Origin of the sequence: Streptococcus infantis (genome assembly GCF_047460825.1) — a bacterium.
Lineage (GTDB): Bacteria > Bacillota > Bacilli > Lactobacillales > Streptococcaceae > Streptococcus > Streptococcus infantis_V.
The window spans coordinates 158,952-179,402 of sequence record NZ_JASHFO010000001.1; the positions used below are offsets into that span (position 1 = coordinate 158,952).

19 protein-coding genes and 2 tRNA genes are annotated in these 20,451 nt (G+C 39.9%); 20 read left to right on the plus strand and 1 reads right to left on the minus strand.

Annotated elements, in window-relative coordinates; translation table 11 throughout:
- Window positions 1–62 precede the first annotated feature (62 nt).
- The 13 genes from QM911_RS00765 (at window position 63) to QM911_RS00825 (ending at window position 11,359) form a co-directional block, all read left to right on the plus strand.
- Complete coding sequence (locus QM911_RS00765) at window positions 63–293, plus strand: DUF2969 domain-containing protein (protein WP_000037108.1); 231 nt, start codon at window positions 63–65, stop codon at window positions 291–293.
- Window positions 294–342: 49 nt separating this feature from the next.
- Window positions 343–423, plus strand: a tRNA-Tyr gene (locus QM911_RS00770).
- A gap of 9 nt (window positions 424–432) precedes the next feature.
- Window positions 433–504, plus strand: a tRNA-Gln gene (locus QM911_RS00775).
- Window positions 505–666: 162 nt separating this feature from the next.
- Window positions 667–1,869, plus strand: a complete 1,203-nt coding sequence (gene rpsA, locus QM911_RS00780) for a 30S ribosomal protein S1 (protein ID WP_001001618.1) — start codon at window positions 667–669, stop codon at window positions 1,867–1,869.
- An 85-nt stretch (window positions 1,870–1,954) separates the two neighbouring features.
- Window positions 1,955–2,452, plus strand: a complete 498-nt coding sequence (locus tag QM911_RS00785) for a GAF domain-containing protein (RefSeq protein WP_414312801.1) — start codon at window positions 1,955–1,957, stop codon at window positions 2,450–2,452.
- Complete coding sequence (gene dnaX, locus QM911_RS00790; protein WP_414312802.1) at window positions 2,452–4,116, plus strand: DNA polymerase III subunit gamma/tau; 1,665 nt, start codon at window positions 2,452–2,454, stop codon at window positions 4,114–4,116. Before QM911_RS00785 ends, dnaX begins: the two co-directional genes overlap by 1 nt.
- 22 nt (window positions 4,117–4,138) lie before the next feature.
- A complete protein-coding gene (locus QM911_RS00795) occupies window positions 4,139–4,333 on the plus strand; it encodes a DUF3272 family protein (protein WP_049525865.1) in 195 nt (64 codons plus the stop codon).
- A 151-nt stretch (window positions 4,334–4,484) separates the two neighbouring features.
- Entirely contained in the window at window positions 4,485–5,255 is a 771-nt protein-coding gene (gene sufC / locus QM911_RS00800; RefSeq protein WP_000114489.1) for a Fe-S cluster assembly ATPase SufC, read from the plus strand.
- Between the two features lie 27 nt (window positions 5,256–5,282).
- Entirely contained in the window at window positions 5,283–6,545 is a 1,263-nt protein-coding gene (gene sufD / locus QM911_RS00805) for a Fe-S cluster assembly protein SufD (protein WP_414312803.1), read from the plus strand.
- A 10-nt stretch (window positions 6,546–6,555) separates the two neighbouring features.
- On the plus strand, window positions 6,556–7,782 hold the full coding sequence (locus QM911_RS00810) for a cysteine desulfurase (RefSeq protein WP_414312804.1): 1,227 nt from the start codon (window positions 6,556–6,558) through the stop codon (window positions 7,780–7,782).
- Complete coding sequence (sufU, locus tag QM911_RS00815) at window positions 7,769–8,209, plus strand: Fe-S cluster assembly sulfur transfer protein SufU (RefSeq protein ID WP_414312805.1); 441 nt, start codon at window positions 7,769–7,771, stop codon at window positions 8,207–8,209. The genes QM911_RS00810 and sufU overlap by 14 nt, the downstream gene beginning before the upstream one ends.
- Before the next feature lie 57 nt (window positions 8,210–8,266).
- Complete coding sequence (gene sufB / locus QM911_RS00820; protein WP_006151262.1) at window positions 8,267–9,679, plus strand: Fe-S cluster assembly protein SufB; 1,413 nt, start codon at window positions 8,267–8,269, stop codon at window positions 9,677–9,679.
- A gap of 282 nt (window positions 9,680–9,961) precedes the next feature.
- Window positions 9,962–11,359 carry an APC family permease gene (locus QM911_RS00825; RefSeq protein WP_414312806.1) on the plus strand — a complete coding sequence of 466 codons (1,398 nt, stop codon included), beginning with the start codon at window positions 9,962–9,964 and terminating at the stop codon, window positions 11,357–11,359.
- 36 nt (window positions 11,360–11,395) lie between these two features.
- Here QM911_RS00825 and pbp3 read toward each other — a convergent pair whose 3' ends face one another.
- On the minus strand, window positions 11,396–12,637 hold the full coding sequence (gene pbp3 / locus QM911_RS00830) for a D-alanyl-D-alanine carboxypeptidase PBP3 (protein ID WP_414312807.1): 1,242 nt from the start codon (window positions 12,635–12,637) through the stop codon (window positions 11,396–11,398).
- Between the two features lie 105 nt (window positions 12,638–12,742).
- Here pbp3 and QM911_RS00835 point away from each other — a divergent pair, with 105 nt between their 5' ends.
- The 7 genes from QM911_RS00835 (at window position 12,743) to QM911_RS00865 (ending at window position 20,451) form a co-directional block, all read left to right on the plus strand.
- On the plus strand, window positions 12,743–13,852 hold the full coding sequence (locus QM911_RS00835; RefSeq protein WP_414312808.1) for an AI-2E family transporter: 1,110 nt from the start codon (window positions 12,743–12,745) through the stop codon (window positions 13,850–13,852).
- Window positions 13,853–14,264: 412 nt separating this feature from the next.
- Window positions 14,265–15,461, plus strand: a complete 1,197-nt coding sequence (gene tuf, locus QM911_RS00840; protein WP_001040718.1) for an elongation factor Tu — start codon at window positions 14,265–14,267, stop codon at window positions 15,459–15,461.
- A gap of 156 nt (window positions 15,462–15,617) precedes the next feature.
- Window positions 15,618–16,727, plus strand: coding sequence for a glutamate 5-kinase (proB, locus tag QM911_RS00845; protein ID WP_414312809.1), 1,110 nt, complete (start codon window positions 15,618–15,620; stop codon window positions 16,725–16,727).
- 9 nt (window positions 16,728–16,736) lie between these two features.
- Window positions 16,737–17,999, plus strand: coding sequence for a glutamate-5-semialdehyde dehydrogenase (locus QM911_RS00850; RefSeq protein WP_414312810.1), 1,263 nt, complete (start codon window positions 16,737–16,739; stop codon window positions 17,997–17,999).
- A 4-nt stretch (window positions 18,000–18,003) separates the two neighbouring features.
- Window positions 18,004–18,807, plus strand: a complete 804-nt coding sequence (proC, locus tag QM911_RS00855; RefSeq protein WP_414312811.1) for a pyrroline-5-carboxylate reductase — start codon at window positions 18,004–18,006, stop codon at window positions 18,805–18,807.
- 118 nt (window positions 18,808–18,925) lie between these two features.
- Complete coding sequence (tmk, locus tag QM911_RS00860) at window positions 18,926–19,564, plus strand: dTMP kinase (protein ID WP_414312812.1); 639 nt, start codon at window positions 18,926–18,928, stop codon at window positions 19,562–19,564.
- A complete protein-coding gene (locus QM911_RS00865; protein ID WP_315638962.1) occupies window positions 19,561–20,451 on the plus strand; it encodes a DNA polymerase III subunit delta' in 891 nt (296 codons plus the stop codon). Before tmk ends, QM911_RS00865 begins: the two co-directional genes overlap by 4 nt.

A 20,451-nucleotide genomic window follows, 5' to 3' on the forward strand; every position in this document is an offset into this window, starting at 1 on the left:
AGTTTTTTCTTGCCAGTTTTTTAAATTTCTTGTACAATAGGAAGAGTGAAAAGAGGTATCGTATGAGTAAAAAAGATAAAAAAATTGAAATTCAATTAACAGACGCAACTGTTTTAGTTGGTAAAGAAAAGTATGAAGGGTATACTTTAACGATTGGTAAAAAGGTTATTGGTGAAATTGCTGAACTAGATAATCAATTTGCGATCATAAAGAATGGAAATGTCGATAGTTTTTATAAAAAACTTGAAAAAGCTGTGGAAATTTTGATTGAAAACTATAATTTAGCAAAATAAAGCTTGTTTTTTGTAAATTTTCATGATATAATAGTTTTTGTTGAACATTGGAGAGATAGCGAAGAGGCTAAACGCGGCGGACTGTAAATCCGCTCCTTCGGGTTCGGGGGTTCGAATCCCTCTCTCTCCATTTCACTTTTGGGGTATAGCCAAGCGGTAAGGCAAGGGACTTTGACTCCCTCATGCGTTGGTTCGAATCCAGCTACCCCAGTTCTTAGGTAATAAATTCAAGGATAAAAAGAAAAATATCTTAGGGTATTTTATTTTTATAATTGAAGGACGTGAACGATATAACATGTCTTTGCGGGTGCTTAGGAAAAAATTATAAGTATGTCAAGTTTAAGAAAAACTTGATTGTTGGAGGATTTTTTAGATGAACGAATTTGAAGATTTGCTAAATAGCGTTAGCCAAGTTGAGCCAGGTGATGTTGTTAGTGCTGAAGTATTGACAGTTGATGCTACTCAAGCTAACGTTGCAATCTCTGGAACTGGTGTTGAAGGTGTCTTGACTCTTCGCGAATTGACAAACGATCGCGATGCAGATATCAATGACTTTGTAAAAGTAGGTGAAGTATTGGATGTTCTTGTACTTCGTCAAGTAGTTGGTAAAGATACTGATACAGTAACATACCTTGTATCTAAAAAACGCCTTGAAGCTCGCAAAGCATGGGACAAACTTGTAGGACGCGAAGAAGAAGTTGTTACAGTTAAAGGAACTCGCGCTGTTAAGGGTGGACTTTCAGTTGAATTTGAAGGTGTACGTGGATTTATCCCAGCTTCAATGTTGGATACTCGTTTTGTACGTAACACTGAGCGTTTTGTAGGTCAAGAGTTTGATGCTAAAATCAAAGAAGTTGATCCTAAAGAAAACCGCTTCATCCTTTCACGTCGTGAAGTTGTAGAAGCAGCAACTGCAGCAGCTCGTGCTGAAGTATTCGGTAAATTGGCTGTTGGTGATGTTGTAACTGGTAAAGTTGCACGTATCACTAGCTTCGGTGCTTTCATCGACCTTGGAGGTGTTGACGGATTGGTTCACTTGACTGAATTGTCACACGAACGTAACGTTTCACCAAAATCAGTTGTAACTGTTGGTGAAGAAGTTGAAGTGAAAATCCTTGATCTTAACGAAGAAGAAGGACGCGTATCACTTTCACTTAAAGCTACAACACCTGGACCATGGGATGGCGTTGAGCAAAAATTGGCTAAAGGTGATGTTGTAGAAGGTACAGTTAAACGTTTGACTGACTTCGGTGCATTTGTTGAAGTATTGCCAGGTATCGATGGACTTGTTCACGTATCACAAATTTCACACAAACGTATTGAAAATCCAAAAGAAGCTCTTAAAGTTGGTCAAGAAGTTACTGTTAAAGTTCTTGAAGTTAACGCTGATGCAGAACGTGTATCTCTTTCTATCAAAGCTCTTGAAGAACGTCCAGCTCAAGAAGAAGGACAAAAAGAAGAAAAACGCGCTCCACGTCCACGTCGTCCAAAACGTCAAGAAAAACGTGATTTTGAACTTCCTGAAACTCAAACAGGATTCTCAATGGCTGACTTGTTCGGAGACATCGAACTTTAATCCATTCGAATTTGAATAAAATCCTTTGTTTTTAAAACAAGGGATTTTTCTTTTTTCTACTAGCATTTTTTGATATAATGGTTTTATGCTATATTCAGAAAAAGAATCACTTTATCAAACAATAAATGAACAGCTCTCTTATCTTTTAGAAGGAGAGCGCAATGTGTTGGCTAATCTATCAAATGCCAGTGCTCTGCTAAAAACAAGTTTTCCCAATACTGTTTTTGCAGGTTTCTATCTATTTGATGGGAATGAACTGATTTTGGGACCCTTTCAAGGTGGAGTTTCATGTGTACGAATCGCTCTTGGAAAAGGTGTTTGTGGAGAGTCTGCAGCTAGTCGTCAAACAGTGATTGTTGGTGATGTTAAAACCTATCCAAACTATATTTCTTGTGATAGTAGTGCTCGTAGTGAAATTGTTGTGCCGATGGTTAAAGAGGGACGTCTTCTGGGCGTTCTAGATTTAGATTCATCTCTTGTTGATGATTATGATGATTTGGATCTGAAATATCTAGAAGAGTTTGTTTCTATTTTGTTAGAGAAAACCGAATGGAATTTTTCAATGTTTGAGGAGAAAGCGTAATGTATCAGGCCCTTTATCGAAAATATAGAAGTCAAACATTTTCACAGTTAGTAGGCCAGGAAATTGTTGCAAAAACTCTGAAACAAGCCGTAGAGCAGGAAAAGATTAGCCATGCCTATCTATTTTCAGGGCCTCGTGGAACTGGAAAAACCAGCGTAGCCAAAATTTTTGCCAAGGCTATGAACTGCCCTAATCAAGAGGGAGGAGAACCTTGCAATAACTGTTATATCTGTCAAGCTGTAACAGACGGTAGCTTGGAAGACGTTATCGAAATGGACGCGGCCTCGAACAATGGGGTGGATGAAATTCGTGATATCCGTGATAAATCAACCTATGCTCCAAGTATAGCTCAGTATAAGGTCTATATCATTGATGAGGTTCATATGCTTTCAACAGGAGCCTTCAATGCCCTTTTGAAAACTCTTGAAGAACCAACTCCTAATGTTGTTTTTATTCTAGCAACAACAGAGCTTCATAAGATTCCTGCAACCATTTTGTCTCGTGTTCAACGCTTCGAGTTCAAATCTATTAGAACTCAGGATATTCGAGATCATATTTTCCATATTTTAGAGAAGGAAGGGATTGATTATGAGTCTGAAGCTGTCGAGATTATCGCTCGTAGAGCCGAAGGTGGTATGCGGGATGCTTTGTCCATTTTAGACCAAGCATTGAGCTTGACTCAAGATGCTAGATTAACGACAGCTGTTTCTGAGGAAATTACTGGGACTATTAGTCTAAGTGCTTTGGATAATTATGTGGCTGCCTTGGCACAAAAAGATGTGACTCGTGCTTTGGAAAATCTAAATTTGATTTTTGATAACGGAAAAAGCATGACACGATTTGTAACGGATTTGTTGCAATACTTGCGAGATATTTTGATTGTCCAAACTGGAGGGGAGAATACTCACTATAGTGATCTCTTCAAGGATAACCTAGGTCTTTCACAGGCTATTTTGTTTGAGATGATTGGAATTGCAACAAGTAGTTTAGCTGATATCAAGGCTAGCTTACAGCCTAAGATTTATGCTGAAATGATGACCATTCGTTTGACAGAACTTGATTCCCAACCAGGACTTTCAGGTGATGTGGCTGAGGAATTATCTTCTCTTAGAGAAGAAGTTGCGCGATTGAAACAGGCTCTGGCAAATGTTAACATAAGTCCCAAACAGACCACACCAACGCCAAGTCGCCCAGTTAGCAGCAAGTCAATTTATCGCGTAGATCGCAATAAGGTTCAGTCTATTCTTCAAGAAGCTGTTGAAAATCCTGATTTAGCCCGTCAAAATCTAATCCGTCTTCAAAATGCTTGGGGAGAAGTTATTGAAAGTTTGTCAGGTCCAGATAAGGCGCTTTTAGTTGGCTCTCAACCTGTTGCGGCAAATGAGCATCATGCTATTCTTGCATTTGAATCTAACTTCAATGCTGGCCAAACCATGAAACGTGATAATCTGAACACTATGTTTGGCAATATCCTTAGTCAAGCAGCGGGATTTTCACCAGAGATTCTTGCTATTTCCATGGAAGAATGGAAAGAAGTCAGAGCAGACTTCTCAGCTAAGGCTAAATCCTCTCAAGGTCAACCGGTAAAGGAAGAAGAGGAGGAATCTATCCTTCCTCAAGGATTTGAATTTCTAGCGGATAAAGTAACTATTGCAGAAGATTAAAAGGATTTTGTGACATAATACGATGAACAGACAACAATTTATAATTATGGCCTTATTTACTGCTGCTGAGACTTATTTCTTTAATGAATCCATCATGGAGCAACGGTATATCGTGGCCTTGCTTTGGGCTATTTTAATCCTAAGAAATTTTAGAGTCAGCTATATTATGGGTAAAATTGTGAGCGCTATAGATGATCATTTTCGTGGAAAGAAGTAACCCTCAGCTTCTAGACAAAATTAAAGCCTTTTAGGCTTTTTTTTGTTATACTATTAAAGTATATTTATTGATATTTTATCGTTTTTTACTAGAAAACTAAGGACAATTTTCTAGCGAAATGGTAAAACGGATTGAAAAGAAAGGAATTATCATGTCAGTATTAGAGATCAAAGATCTTCACGTTGAAATCGAAGGAAAAGAAATTTTAAAAGGGGTTAATCTGACTCTTAAAACAGGAGAAATTGCAGCTATCATGGGCCCAAATGGTACCGGTAAGTCTACTCTTTCAGCTGCTATTATGGGAAACCCAAACTATGAAGTCACTAAAGGTGAAGTCTTGTTTGACGGTGTAAATATCCTTGAGTTGGAAGTGGATGAGCGTGCGCGTATGGGACTTTTCCTTGCTATGCAATACCCATCAGAAATTCCTGGAATTACCAATGCTGAGTTTCTTCGAGCAGCCATGAATGCTGGTAAAGAAGACGATGAGAAAATCTCAGTTCGTGAGTTTATCACTAAGTTGGACGAGAAAATGGAATTGCTCAACATGAAAGAAGAGATGGCAGAGCGTTACCTCAATGAAGGTTTCTCTGGTGGTGAGAAAAAACGTAATGAAATTCTTCAGCTTTTGATGTTGGAACCAACTTTTGCCCTTTTGGATGAGATTGACTCAGGTCTTGATATCGATGCTCTTAAAGTTGTCTCTAAAGGTGTCAATGCTATGCGTGGTGAAGGCTTTGGTGCTATGATTATCACTCACTACCAACGTCTTTTGAACTACATCACACCTGATGTGGTACACGTCATGATGGAAGGGCGTGTTGTCCTTTCTGGTGGTCCAGAATTGGCTGCGCGTTTGGAGCGTGAAGGATACGCAAAATTAGCTGAAGAACTTGGCTATGACTACAAGGAAGAATTGTAATTCCCTCGTATCTTTTAGGAGAAGTAAATGACTAAAGAAACTATTAAACTTTTTTCAGAAATGCACGCCGAACCAAGCTGGTTGGCTGACCTCCGTCAAAAAGCTTTTGATAAGATTGAGACTTTGGAATTGCCAGTCATCGAGCGTGTAAAATTTCACCGTTGGAATCTTGGTGATGGTACCATCACAGAAAGTGAACCGTCAGCAAATGTCCCTGATTTCACTGCTTTAGATAATCACTTGAAATTGGTGCAGGTTGGAACTCAAACTGTTTTCGAACAAATTCCAGTTGAGTTGGCTGAACAAGGAGTGGTCTTCACAGACTTCCATTCAGCTTTAGAAGAAATTCCAGAACTCGTAGAAGAATTTTTCATGTCATCTGTTAAGTACGATGATGACAAGCTGGCAGCTTATCACACTGCTTACTTTAACAGTGGTGCTGTTCTCTACATTCCTGATAACGTGGAGATTGCTGAACCAATCGAAGGAATTTTCTATCAAGATAGCGATAGCGATGTGCCATTTAACAAGCATATCCTCATTATCGCTGGTAAGAATAGTAAGATTAGCTACCTCGAACGATTAGAGTCTCGTGGTGGAGGTATTGCCAAAGCAACTGCTAATATCACAGTAGAAGTCATTGCACGTTCAGGCGCGCAAGTGAAGTTTGCAGCGATTGACCGTCTAGGAGAAAATGTGACAGCCTACATTAGCCGCCGTGGTAAATTGGGCAACGATGCAAGTATTGACTGGGCTATCGGTGTCATGAATGAAGGAAACGTCGTTGCAGACTTTGATAGTGACTTGATTGGTAATGGTAGCCATGCAGATCTCAAGGTCGTTGCACTTTCAAGTGGACGTCAGGTTCAAGGGATTGATACTCGAGTGACTAACTATGGTTGCAACTCTATCGGTAATATCCTTCAACATGGGGTTATTCTTGAAAAAGCAACTTTAACTTTCAACGGTATCGGCCACATTATCAAGGGTGCCAAGGGAGCAGATGCGCAACAAGAGAGTCGTGTTCTCATGCTTTCAGACCAAGCGCGTTCAGATGCCAACCCGATTCTTTTGATTGATGAAAATGATGTTACTGCGGGTCACGCGGCTTCTATCGGACAAGTTGATCCAGAAGATATGTACTACCTCATGAGCCGTGGCTTGGACAAGGCAACTGCAGAGCGCTTAGTTGTTCGTGGTTTCCTTGGATCTGTTATCGTTGAGATTCCAGTCAAAGAAGTTCGCGATGAAATGATTGCAACGATCGAAGAAAAATTGTCAAAACGCTAAGGGGAAGCCTATGTTAGATGTAGAAGCGATTCGCAAGGATTTTCCAATTTTAGACCAGATTGTTAATGATGAACCGTTGGTCTATCTGGACAATGCTGCGACGACACAAAAACCACTAGCAGTTCTGGAAACCATTAACCGCTACTATAAACAGGATAATGCCAATGTCCACCGCGGTGTTCATACCTTGGCAGAGCGTGCGACAGCATCTTATGAAGCCGCTCGTGAAACCATTCGTAAGTTTATCAATGCAGGCTCTACAAAGGAAGTCCTCTTTACCCGAGGAACGACAACCAGTCTTAACTGGGTAGCACGCTTTGCAGAGGAAGTTCTGACAGAAGGGGATCAGGTTTTGATTTCTGTCATGGAACACCATTCCAACATCATTCCTTGGCAGGAAGCTTGTCGCAAGACCGGAGCTGAGCTTGTCTATGTCTATCTCAAGGACGGAGCTCTGGATATGGATGACTTGCGAGTTAAATTGACTGATAGAGTCAAGTTTGTCTCACTAGCACATGCTTCCAACGTTCTTGGAGTGGTCAATCCTATCAAAGAAATTACTCAAATGGCTCATGAAGTTGGTGCTATTATGGTGGTGGATGGAGCTCAATCTACACCTCATATGAAGATTGATGTCCAGGACTTGGATGTAGATTTCTTTGCTTTCTCAGGTCACAAGATGGCTGGTCCGACAGGCATCGGTGTTCTTTATGGCAAAGAAAAGTATCTGGAACAAATGTCACCGGTGGAGTTTGGTGGCGAGATGATTGATTTCGTTTATGAACAATCTGCAAGCTGGAAGGAATTGCCTTGGAAATTCGAGGCTGGAACTCCTAACATGGCAGGTGCAATTGGACTTGCTGCTGCAGTAGATTATCTTGAAAATCTTGGTATGGCAGCCATTGAAGCTCATGAACAGGAATTGATTGCATATGTCTTTCCAAAATTGCAGGCAATTGAGGGATTGACCATATACGGTTCGCAAGATTTGGCTCAACGTTCAGGTGTTATTGCCTTTAACCTAGGTGATCTTCACCCTCACGACCTCGCTACTGCTCTGGATTATGAAGGAGTAGCAGTTCGGGCCGGACACCATTGCGCTCAACCTTTGCTCCAGTATTTGGATGTTCCAGCAACAGCTCGTGCAAGTTTTTATATCTACAATACCAAGTCAGATTGTGACAAGTTAGTCGATGCATTACTAAAGACAAAGGAGTTTTTCAATGGCACTTTCTAAACTAGATAGCCTTTATATGGCAGTGGTAGCGGACCATTCGAAAAATCCCCATCACCAAGGGAAGTTAGAAGATGCTGAACAAATCAGTCTTAACAATCCGACTTGTGGTGATGTGATTAATCTCTCTGTTAAGTTTGATGCAGATGATCGTTTGGAAGATATCGCTTTTCTAAACTCTGGTTGTACGATTTCAACTGCCTCTGCTAGTATGATGACAGATGCAGTCCTAGGAAAGACCAAGCAAGAAATCCTAGAGCTTGCAACTATCTTTTCTGACATGGTTCAAGGTCAAAAGGATGAGCGTCAAGATCAACTTGGAGATGCAGGTTTCTTGTCAGGAGTTGCTAAATTTCCGCAACGAATCAAGTGTGCAACCCTAGCTTGGAACGCCCTTAAAAAAACAATTGAAAATCAAGATAACAAGTAAGACAAGCTTTCTTTGTCTTATAAATCATCAGAAATAAAGAATGAAAGAAAGGATATTATGGCTGAAGAAAGAGTAGAACCAAAACCAATTGACCTTGGTGAATATAAATTTGGTTTTCATGACGATGTAGAGCCTGTCCTATCGACAGGAAAAGGATTGAATGAAGATGTCATTCGTGAACTATCAGCTGCCAAGGGAGAGCCTGAGTGGATGTTAGAATTCCGTTTGAAATCTTATGAAACCTTCAAAAAAATGCCGATGCAAACATGGGGAGCAGACTTGTCAGAGATTGATTTTGATGACTTGATTTACTACCAAAAACCATCTGATAAACCAGCCCGTTCTTGGGATGAAGTTCCTGAAAAAATCAAAGAAACTTTTGAACGTATTGGGATTCCTGAAGCTGAGCGTGCTTATCTTGCTGGAGCTTCTGCCCAGTATGAGTCAGAAGTGGTTTACCATAACATGAAGGAAGAATTTGAGAAGTTAGGTATTATCTTTACTGATACAGATTCTGCCCTCAAAGAGTACCCAGACTTGTTTAAACAATACTTTGCGAAATTGGTACCACCGACAGATAACAAGTTAGCTGCCCTCAATTCAGCAGTGTGGTCGGGTGGAACCTTTATCTATGTACCAAAAGGTGTGAAAGTGGATATTCCTCTTCAAACTTATTTCCGTATCAACAACGAAAATACTGGTCAGTTTGAACGTACCCTGATTATCGTTGATGAAGGAGCAAGTGTCCATTATGTAGAAGGATGTACAGCGCCAACTTATTCAAGCAACAGCTTGCACGCAGCCATTGTAGAAATCTTTGCTTTGGACGGAGCTTATATGCGTTATACAACCATCCAAAACTGGTCTGATAACGTCTATAACTTGGTTACAAAACGTGCCAAGGCTTTGAAAGATGCGACAGTTGAGTGGATTGATGGAAACTTGGGTGCCAAAACAACCATGAAATATCCATCTGTTTACCTTGATGGAGAAGGAGCACGTGGAACTATGCTTTCGATTGCCTTTGCCAATGCAGGGCAACACCAAGATACTGGTGCTAAGATGATTCACAATGCACCGCATACAAGTTCATCAATTGTCTCAAAATCTATCGCCAAAGGTGGAGGGAAGGTTGACTACCGTGGACAAGTAACCTTTAACAAGAACTCTAAGAAATCTGTTTCTCACATCGAGTGTGATACCATTATCATGGATGACTTGTCAGCATCAGATACTATTCCGTTTAATGAAATCCACAACTCACAAGTAGCTTTGGAACACGAAGCCAAAGTATCTAAGATTTCAGAAGAACAACTCTATTATCTCATGAGTCGTGGTTTGTCAGAATCTGAAGCAACTGAAATGATTGTCATGGGATTTGTCGAGCCCTTCACCAAAGAACTTCCAATGGAATACGCAGTTGAGCTCAACCGCTTGATTAGCTATGAAATGGAAGGATCAGTCGGATAAACTTTATGAACAGAAACTGAGGCTGGGACAAAAGTCCTAGCCTCTCAATTGTCTTTGGATTGTCGAGCAAGACGCAGTGGTTGAGTGGGCTCTACTACGCTGAATTCATCAGCTTTTACAGCCCTACTCAACTGTGCGGAGGTGGGACGACGAAATCGTATTCTAACGAATTACCGATTTCTGTCCCACTCTCAGTTTTTTTGATGAAAGATGCTAATAAATATTCACAAAAATCCTTATATATGATAAAATAATACAATCTTATAAATTGGGAGATGAATGATGAATATTTTTAGAACCAAAGACGTTAGTCTAGGTAAAACAGAAATGCATCGCCATTTAAAACTATGGGACTTAATTCTTTTGGGAATTGGTGCTATGGTGGGAACAGGTATTTTTACGATTACAGGAACTGCTGCAGCAACATTAGCAGGACCTGCCCTTGTTGTATCGATTGTGATTTCTGCTATCTGCGTATCCTTATCTGCACTCTTTTTTGCAGAATTTGCTTCTCGTGTTCCTGCAACGGGTGGAGCATATAGTTATTTATATGCAATTTTAGGAGAATTTCCAGCCTGGATTGCAGGTTGGCTGACTATCATGGAATTTATGACAGCTGTTTCTGGTGTCGCTTCAGGTTGGGCGGCCTATTTTAAGGGTTTGCTTAGCCATTATGGAATTTTCTTGCCACAAGCCTTAAATGGAACTTTTAATCCTGAACATGGTACTTATATTGATTTTTTACCGATTTTAGTAATTCTACTTGTTACAGGTGTTGTACTTTTAAATTCGAAAGCAGCTCTTCGTTTTAATTCTATTCTTGTTGTTTTAAAATTTTCTGCTCTTGCCTTATTTATCCTAGTTGGTATTTGGTACATTAAACCTGAAAATTGGTCAGATTTTGCACCATTTGGATTTGGTCAAATTTATGGTGGAAGCACTGGAATTATGGCAGGTGCTTCACTCATGTTCTTTGGATTCTTAGGGTTTGAGTCTATTTCTATGGCAGTTGATGAAATTCAAAGTCCACAAAAGAATATTCCACGTGGGATTGTTTTATCCTTAACCATTGTAACCATTCTGTATGCCTTGGTTACCTTGATATTGACAGGTATCGTTCACTATAGCAAGCTTAATGTTGATGATGCAGTGGCTTTTGCTCTTAGAAGTATTGGTATTGGTTGGGCAGCTAATTATGTTTCTCTCGTTGCTATTTTTACTTTGATTACGGTATGTATTTCCATGACTTACGCCTTGTCTCGAATGATTTATAGTTTGGCACGTGATGGGCTCATGCCTCAGAGTTTCAAACAAGTGACTAAGACCAGTCGTGTCCCTAAGAATGCGACCATTTTAACAGGTGTTGTTTCAGCGATTGCAGCGGGAATTTTCCCACTGGCAAGTATCGCAGCCTTTCTCAATATCTGCACCTTAGCCTATCTTATTCTCCTAGCCTATGGGATTATCAAACTGAGAAAAGATAAGGGTATACCCAAAGAGGGAGAATTTAAAACTCCCCTGGTACCTTTTTTACCAATCTTGTCTATTCTAATCTGCCTTTCATTTATGCTTCAATATACCCTTGAAACATGGATGGCATTTGGACTAGCTTTATTAATAGGCGTTATTATTTACTTTGTTTATGGATATAACCATTCAACTGTAGCTGAAAATGAATAAAGAAAAAAATCGCGAAATTCGCGATTTTTTGATTTTTTATAACTTCTCGTTAACAAAACGAACGAAGCGATTCCACCAAACTTTTAAGAAGAAGGCTTTTTCGACATTTTGTTCTGCGACCATCTCAAAACTAGGTTTGTCAGTTGTAATGTATCCTTGACCAACTAGATCCTTGTCTTCATAAGTCAAATGTCCAACGACAGTTCCTGCCTCTAGTGGAGCAGTGTGTTCAGTAGTGTCCGCTGAGTAGGTAATAGTTGATTGTGTACGACTACCAAGACGTTGTACGATTTTGATATCTTCTTTGGCGACAGCTGTAACTGTATCTTCCTTCCCATCTAATACAGGCGATTTACTATCTTCATAACTCTCTCCTTGTTTGACAATTGTCTGAAGAGCAAAGTTTGATGTGATGTAATCTAAAATAGAAGAAGTAGCTGTGAAGCGTGCATATGGATTAGTATCTTGGTTGTCAGCGTTTAAAACAACTGTGATGATGCGCATTCCTTTTTCTACAGTCGTACCTACAAAGGATGCTCCAGCTTTATCAGTCGTACCAGTTTTAAGTCCATCAACACCACCACGATAGGCAGGCATTCCCTCCAACATATAGTTGGTAGAATGAATGGTCATCCCTGCAAATGTAGAAGAAGGTTTCTTTGTGATTTCTAAGACTTGAGGATACTTGAGGATGAGATTGCGAGCAACAACAGCAACATCATAAGCGCTCAATTTGTTTTCATCATCTTTTTTAGATCCTGGATAGATATTATTTCCAAGAGTTTCATTGTTGAGCCCGGTTGTATTGACGAGTGTAGCATCTTGAATTCCCCATTCTTGTAGTTTGGCCTTCATCATATCTACAAAGTCCTTCTCAGAACCGGAAATTTTTTCAGCTAAAGCGATAGCAGCACTGTTAGCGCTAGATACCAAAGTCGCTTCTAGCAATTCTTCGACAGTGTAATTTCTAGCTTCCATGGGAACATTACTAGCCGCAGAATTAGTTGTCAACTGGTAGGGATAATCAGAAATTTCTACAGGAGTTGAAAGAGAGATTTTCCCCTGTTCCAAGGCTTCGTAAACGAGATATACGGTAAGCAATTTGCTAATAGAAGCAATTTCAACAGGTTGAGTAGCATCCTTTTCGTATAATATCTTACCGCTATTAGCTTCAACAGCAATGGCATGTTTTGCTGCTACATCAAAATCCTGGGCAAAAACCGTAGTAGCGGAACCAAACGAAATAAGTGTTAATAGTGTTAAAAATAATTTCTTCATAGTAATTGTATTCTATCATAAAGACAAAAAATATTCTTGTTTTTATAATGTAGGTTATCAATCTTTTTTGAAATATGGTAAAATAGGAAAAAGAGGAGGTGGCTTATGTTTCGGAAAAATAAATTATTCTTCTGGACCACTGAGATATTATTAATAACCCTTATTTTCTACTTATGGAGAGAAATGGGTGCTATTATTACACCCTTTGTCAGTGTTGCAAATACAATCATGATTCCTTTTTTATTGGGAGGATTTTTGTATTACCTAACCAACCCAATTGTTATCTTTTTAGAGAAGGAATGCAAAATCAATCGCATCATTGGGATTTTGTTAACCCTTTGTGCCTTAATTTGTGCAATCGTACTTAGTTTTGTCTATCTGCTACCGATTTTGATTAATCAGTTGAGTAGCCTAATCTACTCGAGTCAAAACATTTATGGTCGTCTTCAAGATTTAGTCATTGAGTTATCAAAACATCCAGCCCTGCAAAATCTAGATATTCAACAAACTATTCAACAACTAAATCTCTCATATGTTGATATTTTGCAAAATATCTTGAACAGTGTGACAAATAGTGTTGGAAGTGTTCTATCTGCGCTCGTCAGCACTGTATTGATTATCATCATGACACCAGTCTTCTTGATTTACTTCCTTCTTGATGGGCATAAATTTTTACCGATGCTAGAAAGAACTATATTAAAACGAGATAAATTGAACATATCTGGTTTATTGACAAACCTAAATACAACTATTTCTCGTTACATTAGTGGAGTGTCTATAGATGCAGTTATTATTGGATGTTTAGCTTTTATCGGTTATAGTGTGATTGGTCTAAGATATGCCTTGGTCTTCGCCATTTTTTCTGGATTGGCTAATTTGATTCCGTATGTAGGACCAAGCATTGGCTTGATTCCAATGATCATCTCAAATCTCTTTACCGATCCTCATAAAATGATTATTGCTGTTATTTATATGTTGATTATTCAGCAAGTTGATGGAAATATTTTATATCCACGTATTGTGGGTGGGGTTATGAAGGTTCATCCGATTACTATTTTAGTCTTGCTTTTATTATCAAGTAATATTTATGGTGTGATTGGGATGATTGTTGCTGTTCCAACCTATTCCATTTTAAAAGAGATTGCTAAATTCTTAGCGCGACTGTATGAAAATCATAAGGAAGCACAAGAAGTCGAAAAACATCAATCAGAATAAAGATGTCGGGATAAAAGATTCCGATATCTTTTTTTATCATTGTATCTTTGGTGCTGTAGTTGATCAAACTTTTTATTGGTTTTAAACTCTTAAATCGCTTATGATGAAACTTTAATTTTTCTATACATATTTTTTTACAAACAATTGAATGATTGAAGTCTTTCGGGGCTGGAAATAGGAAATTCAGACTTGGGTTATTGATTTATGGTCTATCGCCTTTTGCTAAAATAAGCCTATTTATAGATATTTTAAATAAATTGGTAGAGGAAGTAGAGCGAGAATAAGAATAATTCACAAAAACTTTGTAAAACACTTGCAATTTAGCTGAAATTTGATAAAATAGTAAGGAAAGTTAGACTGTATTGCCTACTGTCTATCTATAAAATATATTTTATTGGAGGCTTTTACTCAAATGGCAAAAGAAAAATACGATCGTAGTAAACCACACGTTAACATTGGTACTATCGGACACGTTGACCACGGTAAAACTACCCTAACTGCAGCTATCACAACTGTTTTGGCACGTCGCTTGCCTTCAGCAGTTAACCAACCTAAAGACTATGCGTCTATCGATGCTGCTCCAGAAGAACGCGAACGCGGTATCACAATCAACACTGCGCACGTTGAGTACGAAACTGAAAAACGTCACTACGCTCACATCGACGCTCCAGGACACGCGGACTACGTTAAAAACATGATCACTGGTGCCGCTCAAATGGACGGAGCTATCCTTGTAGTAGCTTCAACTGACGGACCAATGCCACAAACTCGTGAGCACATCCTTCTTTCACGTCAGGTTGGTGTTAAACACCTTATCGTCTTCATGAACAAGATCGACTTGGTTGACGACGAAGAATTGCTTGAATTGGTTGAAATGGAAATCCGTGACCTTCTTTCAGAATACGACTTCCCAGGTGACGATCTTCCAGTTATCCAAGGTTCAGCTCTTAAAGCTCTTGAAGGTGACTCTAAATACGAAGATATCATCATGGAATTGATGAACACTGTTGATGAGTACATTCCAGAACCAGAACGTGACACTGACAAACCATTGCTTCTTCCAGTCGAAGACGTATTCTCAATCACTGGACGTGGTACAGTTGCTTCAGGACGTATCGACCGTGGTACTGTTCGTGTCAACGACGAAATCGAAATCGTTGGTATCAAAGAAGAAACTAAAAAAGCAGTTGTTACTGGTGTTGAAATGTTCCGTAAACAACTTGACGAAGGTCTTGCAGGAGATAACGTAGGTGTCCTTCTTCGTGGTGTTCAACGTGACGAAATCGAACGTGGACAAGTTATCGCTAAACCAGGTTCAATCAACCCACACACTAAATTCAAAGGTGAAGTTTACATCCTTACTAAAGAAGAAGGTGGACGTCACACTCCATTCTTCAACAACTACCGTCCACAATTCTACTTCCGTACTACTGACGTTACAGGTTCAATCGAACTTCCAGCAGGTACTGAAATGGTAATGCCAGGTGATAACGTGACAATCGACGTTGAGTTGATCCACCCAATCGCCGTAGAACAAGGTACTACATTCTCTATCCGTGAGGGTGGACGTACTGTTGGTTCAGGTATGGTTACAGAAATCGAAGCTTAATTCGATTTAGTTCCCAGAAGAACAATTATTTAAGTCAGACACTAAAAGAATCTTGCTATGCAAGGTTCTTTTTTGCGATCATAAGTGAGAGAGTTCCTTTTTTACAATTTCATAAAATCATGGTAAAATGGTTAAATATTAAATTTGGAGAAAAATATGAAGTACAAGCGTATCGTATTTAAAGTGGGAACTTCATCCCTGACACATAAGGATGGAAGTTTATCTCGCAGTAAAGTAAAAGCAATTACACAACAGCTTGCAATGCTGCATGAAGCAGGTCATGAGCTAATTTTGGTGTCTTCTGGGGCTGTTGCGGCAGGTTTTGGAGCCTTAGGATTTAAAAAACGACCGACCAAGATTGCGGATAAGCAAGCTTCAGCGGCGGTTGGTCAAGAATTGCTTCTGGAAGAATATACAACAAATTTGCTCTTAAGACAGATTGTTTCAGCGCAAATCTTGCTAACTCAGGATGATTTTGTCGATAAGCGACGTTATAAAAATGCCCATCAAGCTTTATCTGTCCTTCTCAATCGTGGCGCGATTCCTATTATCAATGAAAATGACAGTGTCGTTATTGATGAGCTCAAGGTCGGAGATAATGATACACTCAGTGCTCAGGTAGCTGCAATGGTGCAGGCAGATCTTTTGGTCCTCTTAACAGATGTAGACGGTCTTTATACTGGTAATCCTAACTCGGATCCAAGAGCTAAACGTCTGGAGAGAATTGAGACCATCAATCGAGAAATTATAGATATGGCTGGTGGTGCTGGATCTTCAAATGGAACAGGTGGTATGTTGACGAAAATAAAAGCTGCTACCATTGCAACTGAGTCAGGTGTTCCCGTATATATCTGTTCTTCCTTGAAACCTGATGCTTTAATTGAAGCAGCTGAAGAAACTCTTGATGGTTCTTTCTTTGTTGCACAGGAAAAGGGACTTCGTACCCAGAAACAATGGCTAGCCTTTTATGCCAAAAGTCAGGGAGCAATTTGGGTTGATAAAGGGGCGGCAGAAGCCCTCTCTCAACATGGAAAGAGTCTCCTTTTATCAGGGGTTGTAGATGTTGAGAGCAATTTTTCTTATGGTGATATTGTAACGGTATTTGATAAGGAAACTGGAAAATCACTCGGAAAAGGTAGAGTGCAACTAGGTGCATCGGGGCTCAAAGATGTCCTTCGTTCTCAAAAAGCCAAGGGAGTCCTGATTCATCGTGATGACTGGATTTCTATCACTCCTGAAATCCAACTACTCTTTACAGAATTTTAGAGGTAAACTATGGTAAGTACACAAGAACAATTTGAACAGGTACAGGCAGTTAAAAAGTCGATTAACACAGCTAGTGAAGAGGTGAAAAACCAGGCCTTACTAGCTATGGCCAATCACTTATTGGCAGCTACTGAAGAGATTTTAGCAGCTAATACTCGCGATATGGAAGCAGCCAAGGGTAAAATCTCAGATGTTATGCTGGATCGTCTTTATTTGGATACAGGGCGTATAGAAGCAATGGCAACTGGGATTCGTGAAGTGGTTGCTTTACCAAATCCCATTGGTGAAGTCCTAGAGACAAGTCAGCTTGAAAATGGCTTAGTTATCACCAAGAAACGTGTAGCCATGGGGGTTATCGGTATTATCTATGAAAGTCGTCCAAATGTGACATCTGATGCAGCTGCCCTTGCTCTCAAGAGTGGAAATGCGGTTGTTCTTCGGAGCGGTAAGGATGCCTACCAAACAGCTCATGCTATTGTTACAGCCTTGAAGAAGGGCTTGGAGACAACGACTATTCATCCAGATGTCATTCAATTAGTAGAAGATACTAGCCGTGAAAGTAGTTATGCCATGATGAAGGCTAAGGGTTATTTAGATCTTCTTATTCCTCGCGGAGGTGCCGGGTTAATCAATGCTGTCGTTGAGAATGCTATTGTGCCAGTTATCGAAACAGGTACAGGGATTGTTCATGTCTACGTTGACAAAGATGCGGATGAAGACAAGGCACTGTCTATTATCAATAACGCTAAAACTAGTCGTCCTTCAGTCTGCAATGCCATGGAAGTGCTACTTGTTCATCAAGACAAGGCGGCAAGCTTCCTTCCTCGCTTGGAGCAAGTTCTGGTTGCCGATCGAAAGGAAGCTGGTCTTGAACCGATTCAATTTCGTTTGGATGCTAAAGCAAGTCAATATATTTCTGGACAAGCAGCAGGGGCTCAAGACTTTGACACTGAGTTTTTAGACTATGTCTTAGCTGTTAAAGTAGTTTCTAGTCTTGAGGAAGCTGTAGAGCATATCGAAGCCCACAGCACCCATCATTCGGATGCGATTGTGACTGAAAATGCTGATGCTATAGCTTACTTTACAGATCAAGTGGATTCGGCAGCGGTTTATGTCAATGCTTCGACTCGTTTCACCGATGGTGGTCAATTTGGTCTTGGTTGTGAAATGGGGATTTCTACTCAGAAATTACATGCGCGTGGTCCAATGGGCTTGAAGGAATTGACCAGCTACAAATATGTGGTTACTGGGAATGGGCAGATAAGGGAGTAAAGAGATGAAGATTGGATTTATCGGCTTGGGGAATATGGGAGCTAGTTTGGCTAAGGCTGTCTTGCAGGCAAAAACGAGTCATCAGATTCTTCTTGCTAATCGTAGTCAAGCTAAGGTGGATGCTTTTATTGCCAATTATGGTGGTCTGGCTTCTAGCAATGACGAAATCTTTGCAGAAGCAGATGTGATTTTTCTAGGAGTAAAGCCAGCTCAATTTTCTGAACTGCTTACTCAATATCAGTCAATCCTTGAGAAACGAGAAAGTCTTCTTTTGATTTCCATGGCAGCTGGTTTGACCTTGGAAAAACTTGCTAGTCTTCTTCCAAGTCACCATAGGATTATTCGTATTATGCCTAATACACCTGTTGCTATTGGGCAAGGAGTGATTAGTTATGCCTTGTCTGAAAATTGTCATCCAGAAGACAGTGAACTTTTTTGTCAACTTTTAGCTAATGCAGGGCAGTTGGTTGAAATAAGTGATGGTTTAATAGATGCAGCAACAGGACTTGCAGGCTGTGGACCAGCCTTTGTTTATCTATTTATCGAAGCTTTGGCGGATGCAGGTGTTCAGACAGGATTGCCACGAGAAACGGCTCTGAAAATGGCGGCTCAAACAGTAGTTGGTGCAGGTCAAATGGTCCTAGAAAGTCAGCAACATCCTGGGCCTGGGGTCTTGAAAGACCAAGTTTGTAGCCCAGGTGGTTCGACCATTGCTGGTGTAGCAAGTCTAGAAGAGCATGCTTTCAGAGGAACTGTTATGGATGCCGTCAACCAAGCCTACAAAAGAACTCAAGAATTAGGCAAATAAGAGGTGAGCGTTTAAACTCACGCTCTTTTTTCTTACAAAGAACAAAATAAAAAAAGCTTTTCACAAATACCCATTTTTTTGATAGAATAGAAGAGAGAAAAATAGAAATGAGTCAGACATGTCAAAAGGATTTTTAGTCTCTCTTGAGGGACCAGAGGGAGCAGGAAAAACAAGCGTTCTTGAAGCCTTAATCCCTATATTAGAGGATAGGGGAGTGAAAGTTTTAAGCACCCGTGAACCAGGTGGGGTCTTAATTGGAGAAAAAATTCGCGAAGTTATCCTAGATCCTAGTCATACTGAAATGGATCCTAAGACTGAGCTTCTCCTCTATATTGCTAGTCGTCGACAACACTTGGTGGAAAAGGTCTTACCAGCACTTGCAGCTGGAAAACTGGTTATCATGGATCGCTTTATCGATAGTTCTGTTGCTTATCAGGGCTTTGGGCGTGGTTTAGATATCGATGCTATTGATTGGCTTAATGAGTTTGCAACAGATGGACTGAAACCTGATTTGACTCTTTATTTTGATATTGAGGTGGAAGAGGGACTGGCACGTATTGCTGCCAACAGTAATCGGGAAGTCAATCGTTTGGACATGGAAGGTCTGGATCTACACCGAAAAGTTCGTCAAGGTTACCTTTCTCTTCTTGAAAGAGAAGGAAATCGCATCGAAAAAATCGATGCTAGCCTACCACTTGATCAAGTGATTGAAAATACGCAACAGCTACTTTTTGATAGGATGGGATTAAGGAGATGAAGCAAGAGCAATTAAGAGCTTGTCAACCTCTACAATTTGAACGTTTTGTCCATATCTTGGAGCAAGGGCAGCTCAATCACGCCTATCTCTTTTCAGGTAATTTTGGAAGTTTAGAGATGGCCCTTTTTTTGTCTAAAAGTCTCTTTTGTAGTGAGAAAACTGGTATTTTTCCTTGTGAAAAATGTCGGAATTGTAAATTGATTGAGCAGGAAGAGTTTCCTGATGTGACCATAATTAAACCTCTGAATCAAGTCATTAAGACGGAGCGTATTCGAGAATTAGTTGGTCAATTTTCCCAGTCTGGTATTGAAAATCAACGTCAGGTCTTTATTATCGAACAAGCAGAAAAAATGCATGTGAATGCTGCAAATTCTCTTTTAAAGGTTATTGAAGAACCACAGAGCGAAATCTACATTTTCTTTTTGACTGATGATGAGGAACAGATGTTACCAACGATTCGAAGTCGGACACAGATTTTCCAATTTAAGAAACAAGTCTCTACTTTAATGTCACAGCTTGAAGAGGCTGGTTTAGTAAAAAATAAAGCTAAACTATTGGCCCAATTCAGTCAGTCTCAGACCGAGGCTGATAAGCTTGTGCATCAAGCAGGATTTTGGGCACTGGTAGATGAAAGTGAACGCCTCTTTTCTTGGCTTTTAGCCCCAAAAAAGGAATCTTACTTGCAAGTTGCAAAATTAACGAGTTTGGCTGATGATAAAGAAAAGCAAGATCATGTGCTCAGGATTTTAGAGGTATTAGCTGGCCAGGAGGTTCTCAATGTTTCTGCGCGGAACATCTTGAAACATCTCGTCCAAGCTCGGAAAATGTGGCGGGCCAATGTTAGCTTTCAAAACGCTTTGGAATACCTGGTTTTACAAAAAAATTAA

Coding starts and splice junctions, on each gene's coding strand:
- QM911_RS00785 (WP_414312801.1), top strand. CDS start 1,955: ATGCTATATTCAGAAAAAGAATCACTTTATCAAACAATAAATGAACAG.
- sufU (WP_414312805.1), top strand. CDS start 7,769: ATGGCACTTTCTAAACTAGATAGCCTTTATATGGCAGTGGTAGCGGAC.
- tuf (WP_001040718.1), top strand. CDS start 14,265: ATGGCAAAAGAAAAATACGATCGTAGTAAACCACACGTTAACATTGGT.
- QM911_RS00810 (WP_414312804.1), top strand. CDS start 6,556: ATGTTAGATGTAGAAGCGATTCGCAAGGATTTTCCAATTTTAGACCAG.
- sufB (WP_006151262.1), top strand. CDS start 8,267: ATGGCTGAAGAAAGAGTAGAACCAAAACCAATTGACCTTGGTGAATAT.
- QM911_RS00850 (WP_414312810.1), top strand. CDS start 16,737: ATGGTAAGTACACAAGAACAATTTGAACAGGTACAGGCAGTTAAAAAG.
- tmk (WP_414312812.1), top strand. CDS start 18,926: ATGTCAAAAGGATTTTTAGTCTCTCTTGAGGGACCAGAGGGAGCAGGA.
- proC (WP_414312811.1), top strand. CDS start 18,004: ATGAAGATTGGATTTATCGGCTTGGGGAATATGGGAGCTAGTTTGGCT.
- QM911_RS00825 (WP_414312806.1), top strand. CDS start 9,962: ATGAATATTTTTAGAACCAAAGACGTTAGTCTAGGTAAAACAGAAATG.
- QM911_RS00795 (WP_049525865.1), top strand. CDS start 4,139: ATGAACAGACAACAATTTATAATTATGGCCTTATTTACTGCTGCTGAG.
- QM911_RS00765 (WP_000037108.1), top strand. CDS start 63: ATGAGTAAAAAAGATAAAAAAATTGAAATTCAATTAACAGACGCAACT.
- sufD (WP_414312803.1), top strand. CDS start 5,283: ATGACTAAAGAAACTATTAAACTTTTTTCAGAAATGCACGCCGAACCA.
- QM911_RS00865 (WP_315638962.1), top strand. CDS start 19,561: ATGAAGCAAGAGCAATTAAGAGCTTGTCAACCTCTACAATTTGAACGT.
- pbp3 (WP_414312807.1), bottom strand. CDS start 12,637: ATGAAGAAATTATTTTTAACACTATTAACACTTATTTCGTTTGGTTCC.
- sufC (WP_000114489.1), top strand. CDS start 4,485: ATGTCAGTATTAGAGATCAAAGATCTTCACGTTGAAATCGAAGGAAAA.
- proB (WP_414312809.1), top strand. CDS start 15,618: ATGAAGTACAAGCGTATCGTATTTAAAGTGGGAACTTCATCCCTGACA.
- dnaX (WP_414312802.1), top strand. CDS start 2,452: ATGTATCAGGCCCTTTATCGAAAATATAGAAGTCAAACATTTTCACAG.
- rpsA (WP_001001618.1), top strand. CDS start 667: ATGAACGAATTTGAAGATTTGCTAAATAGCGTTAGCCAAGTTGAGCCA.
- QM911_RS00835 (WP_414312808.1), top strand. CDS start 12,743: ATGTTTCGGAAAAATAAATTATTCTTCTGGACCACTGAGATATTATTA.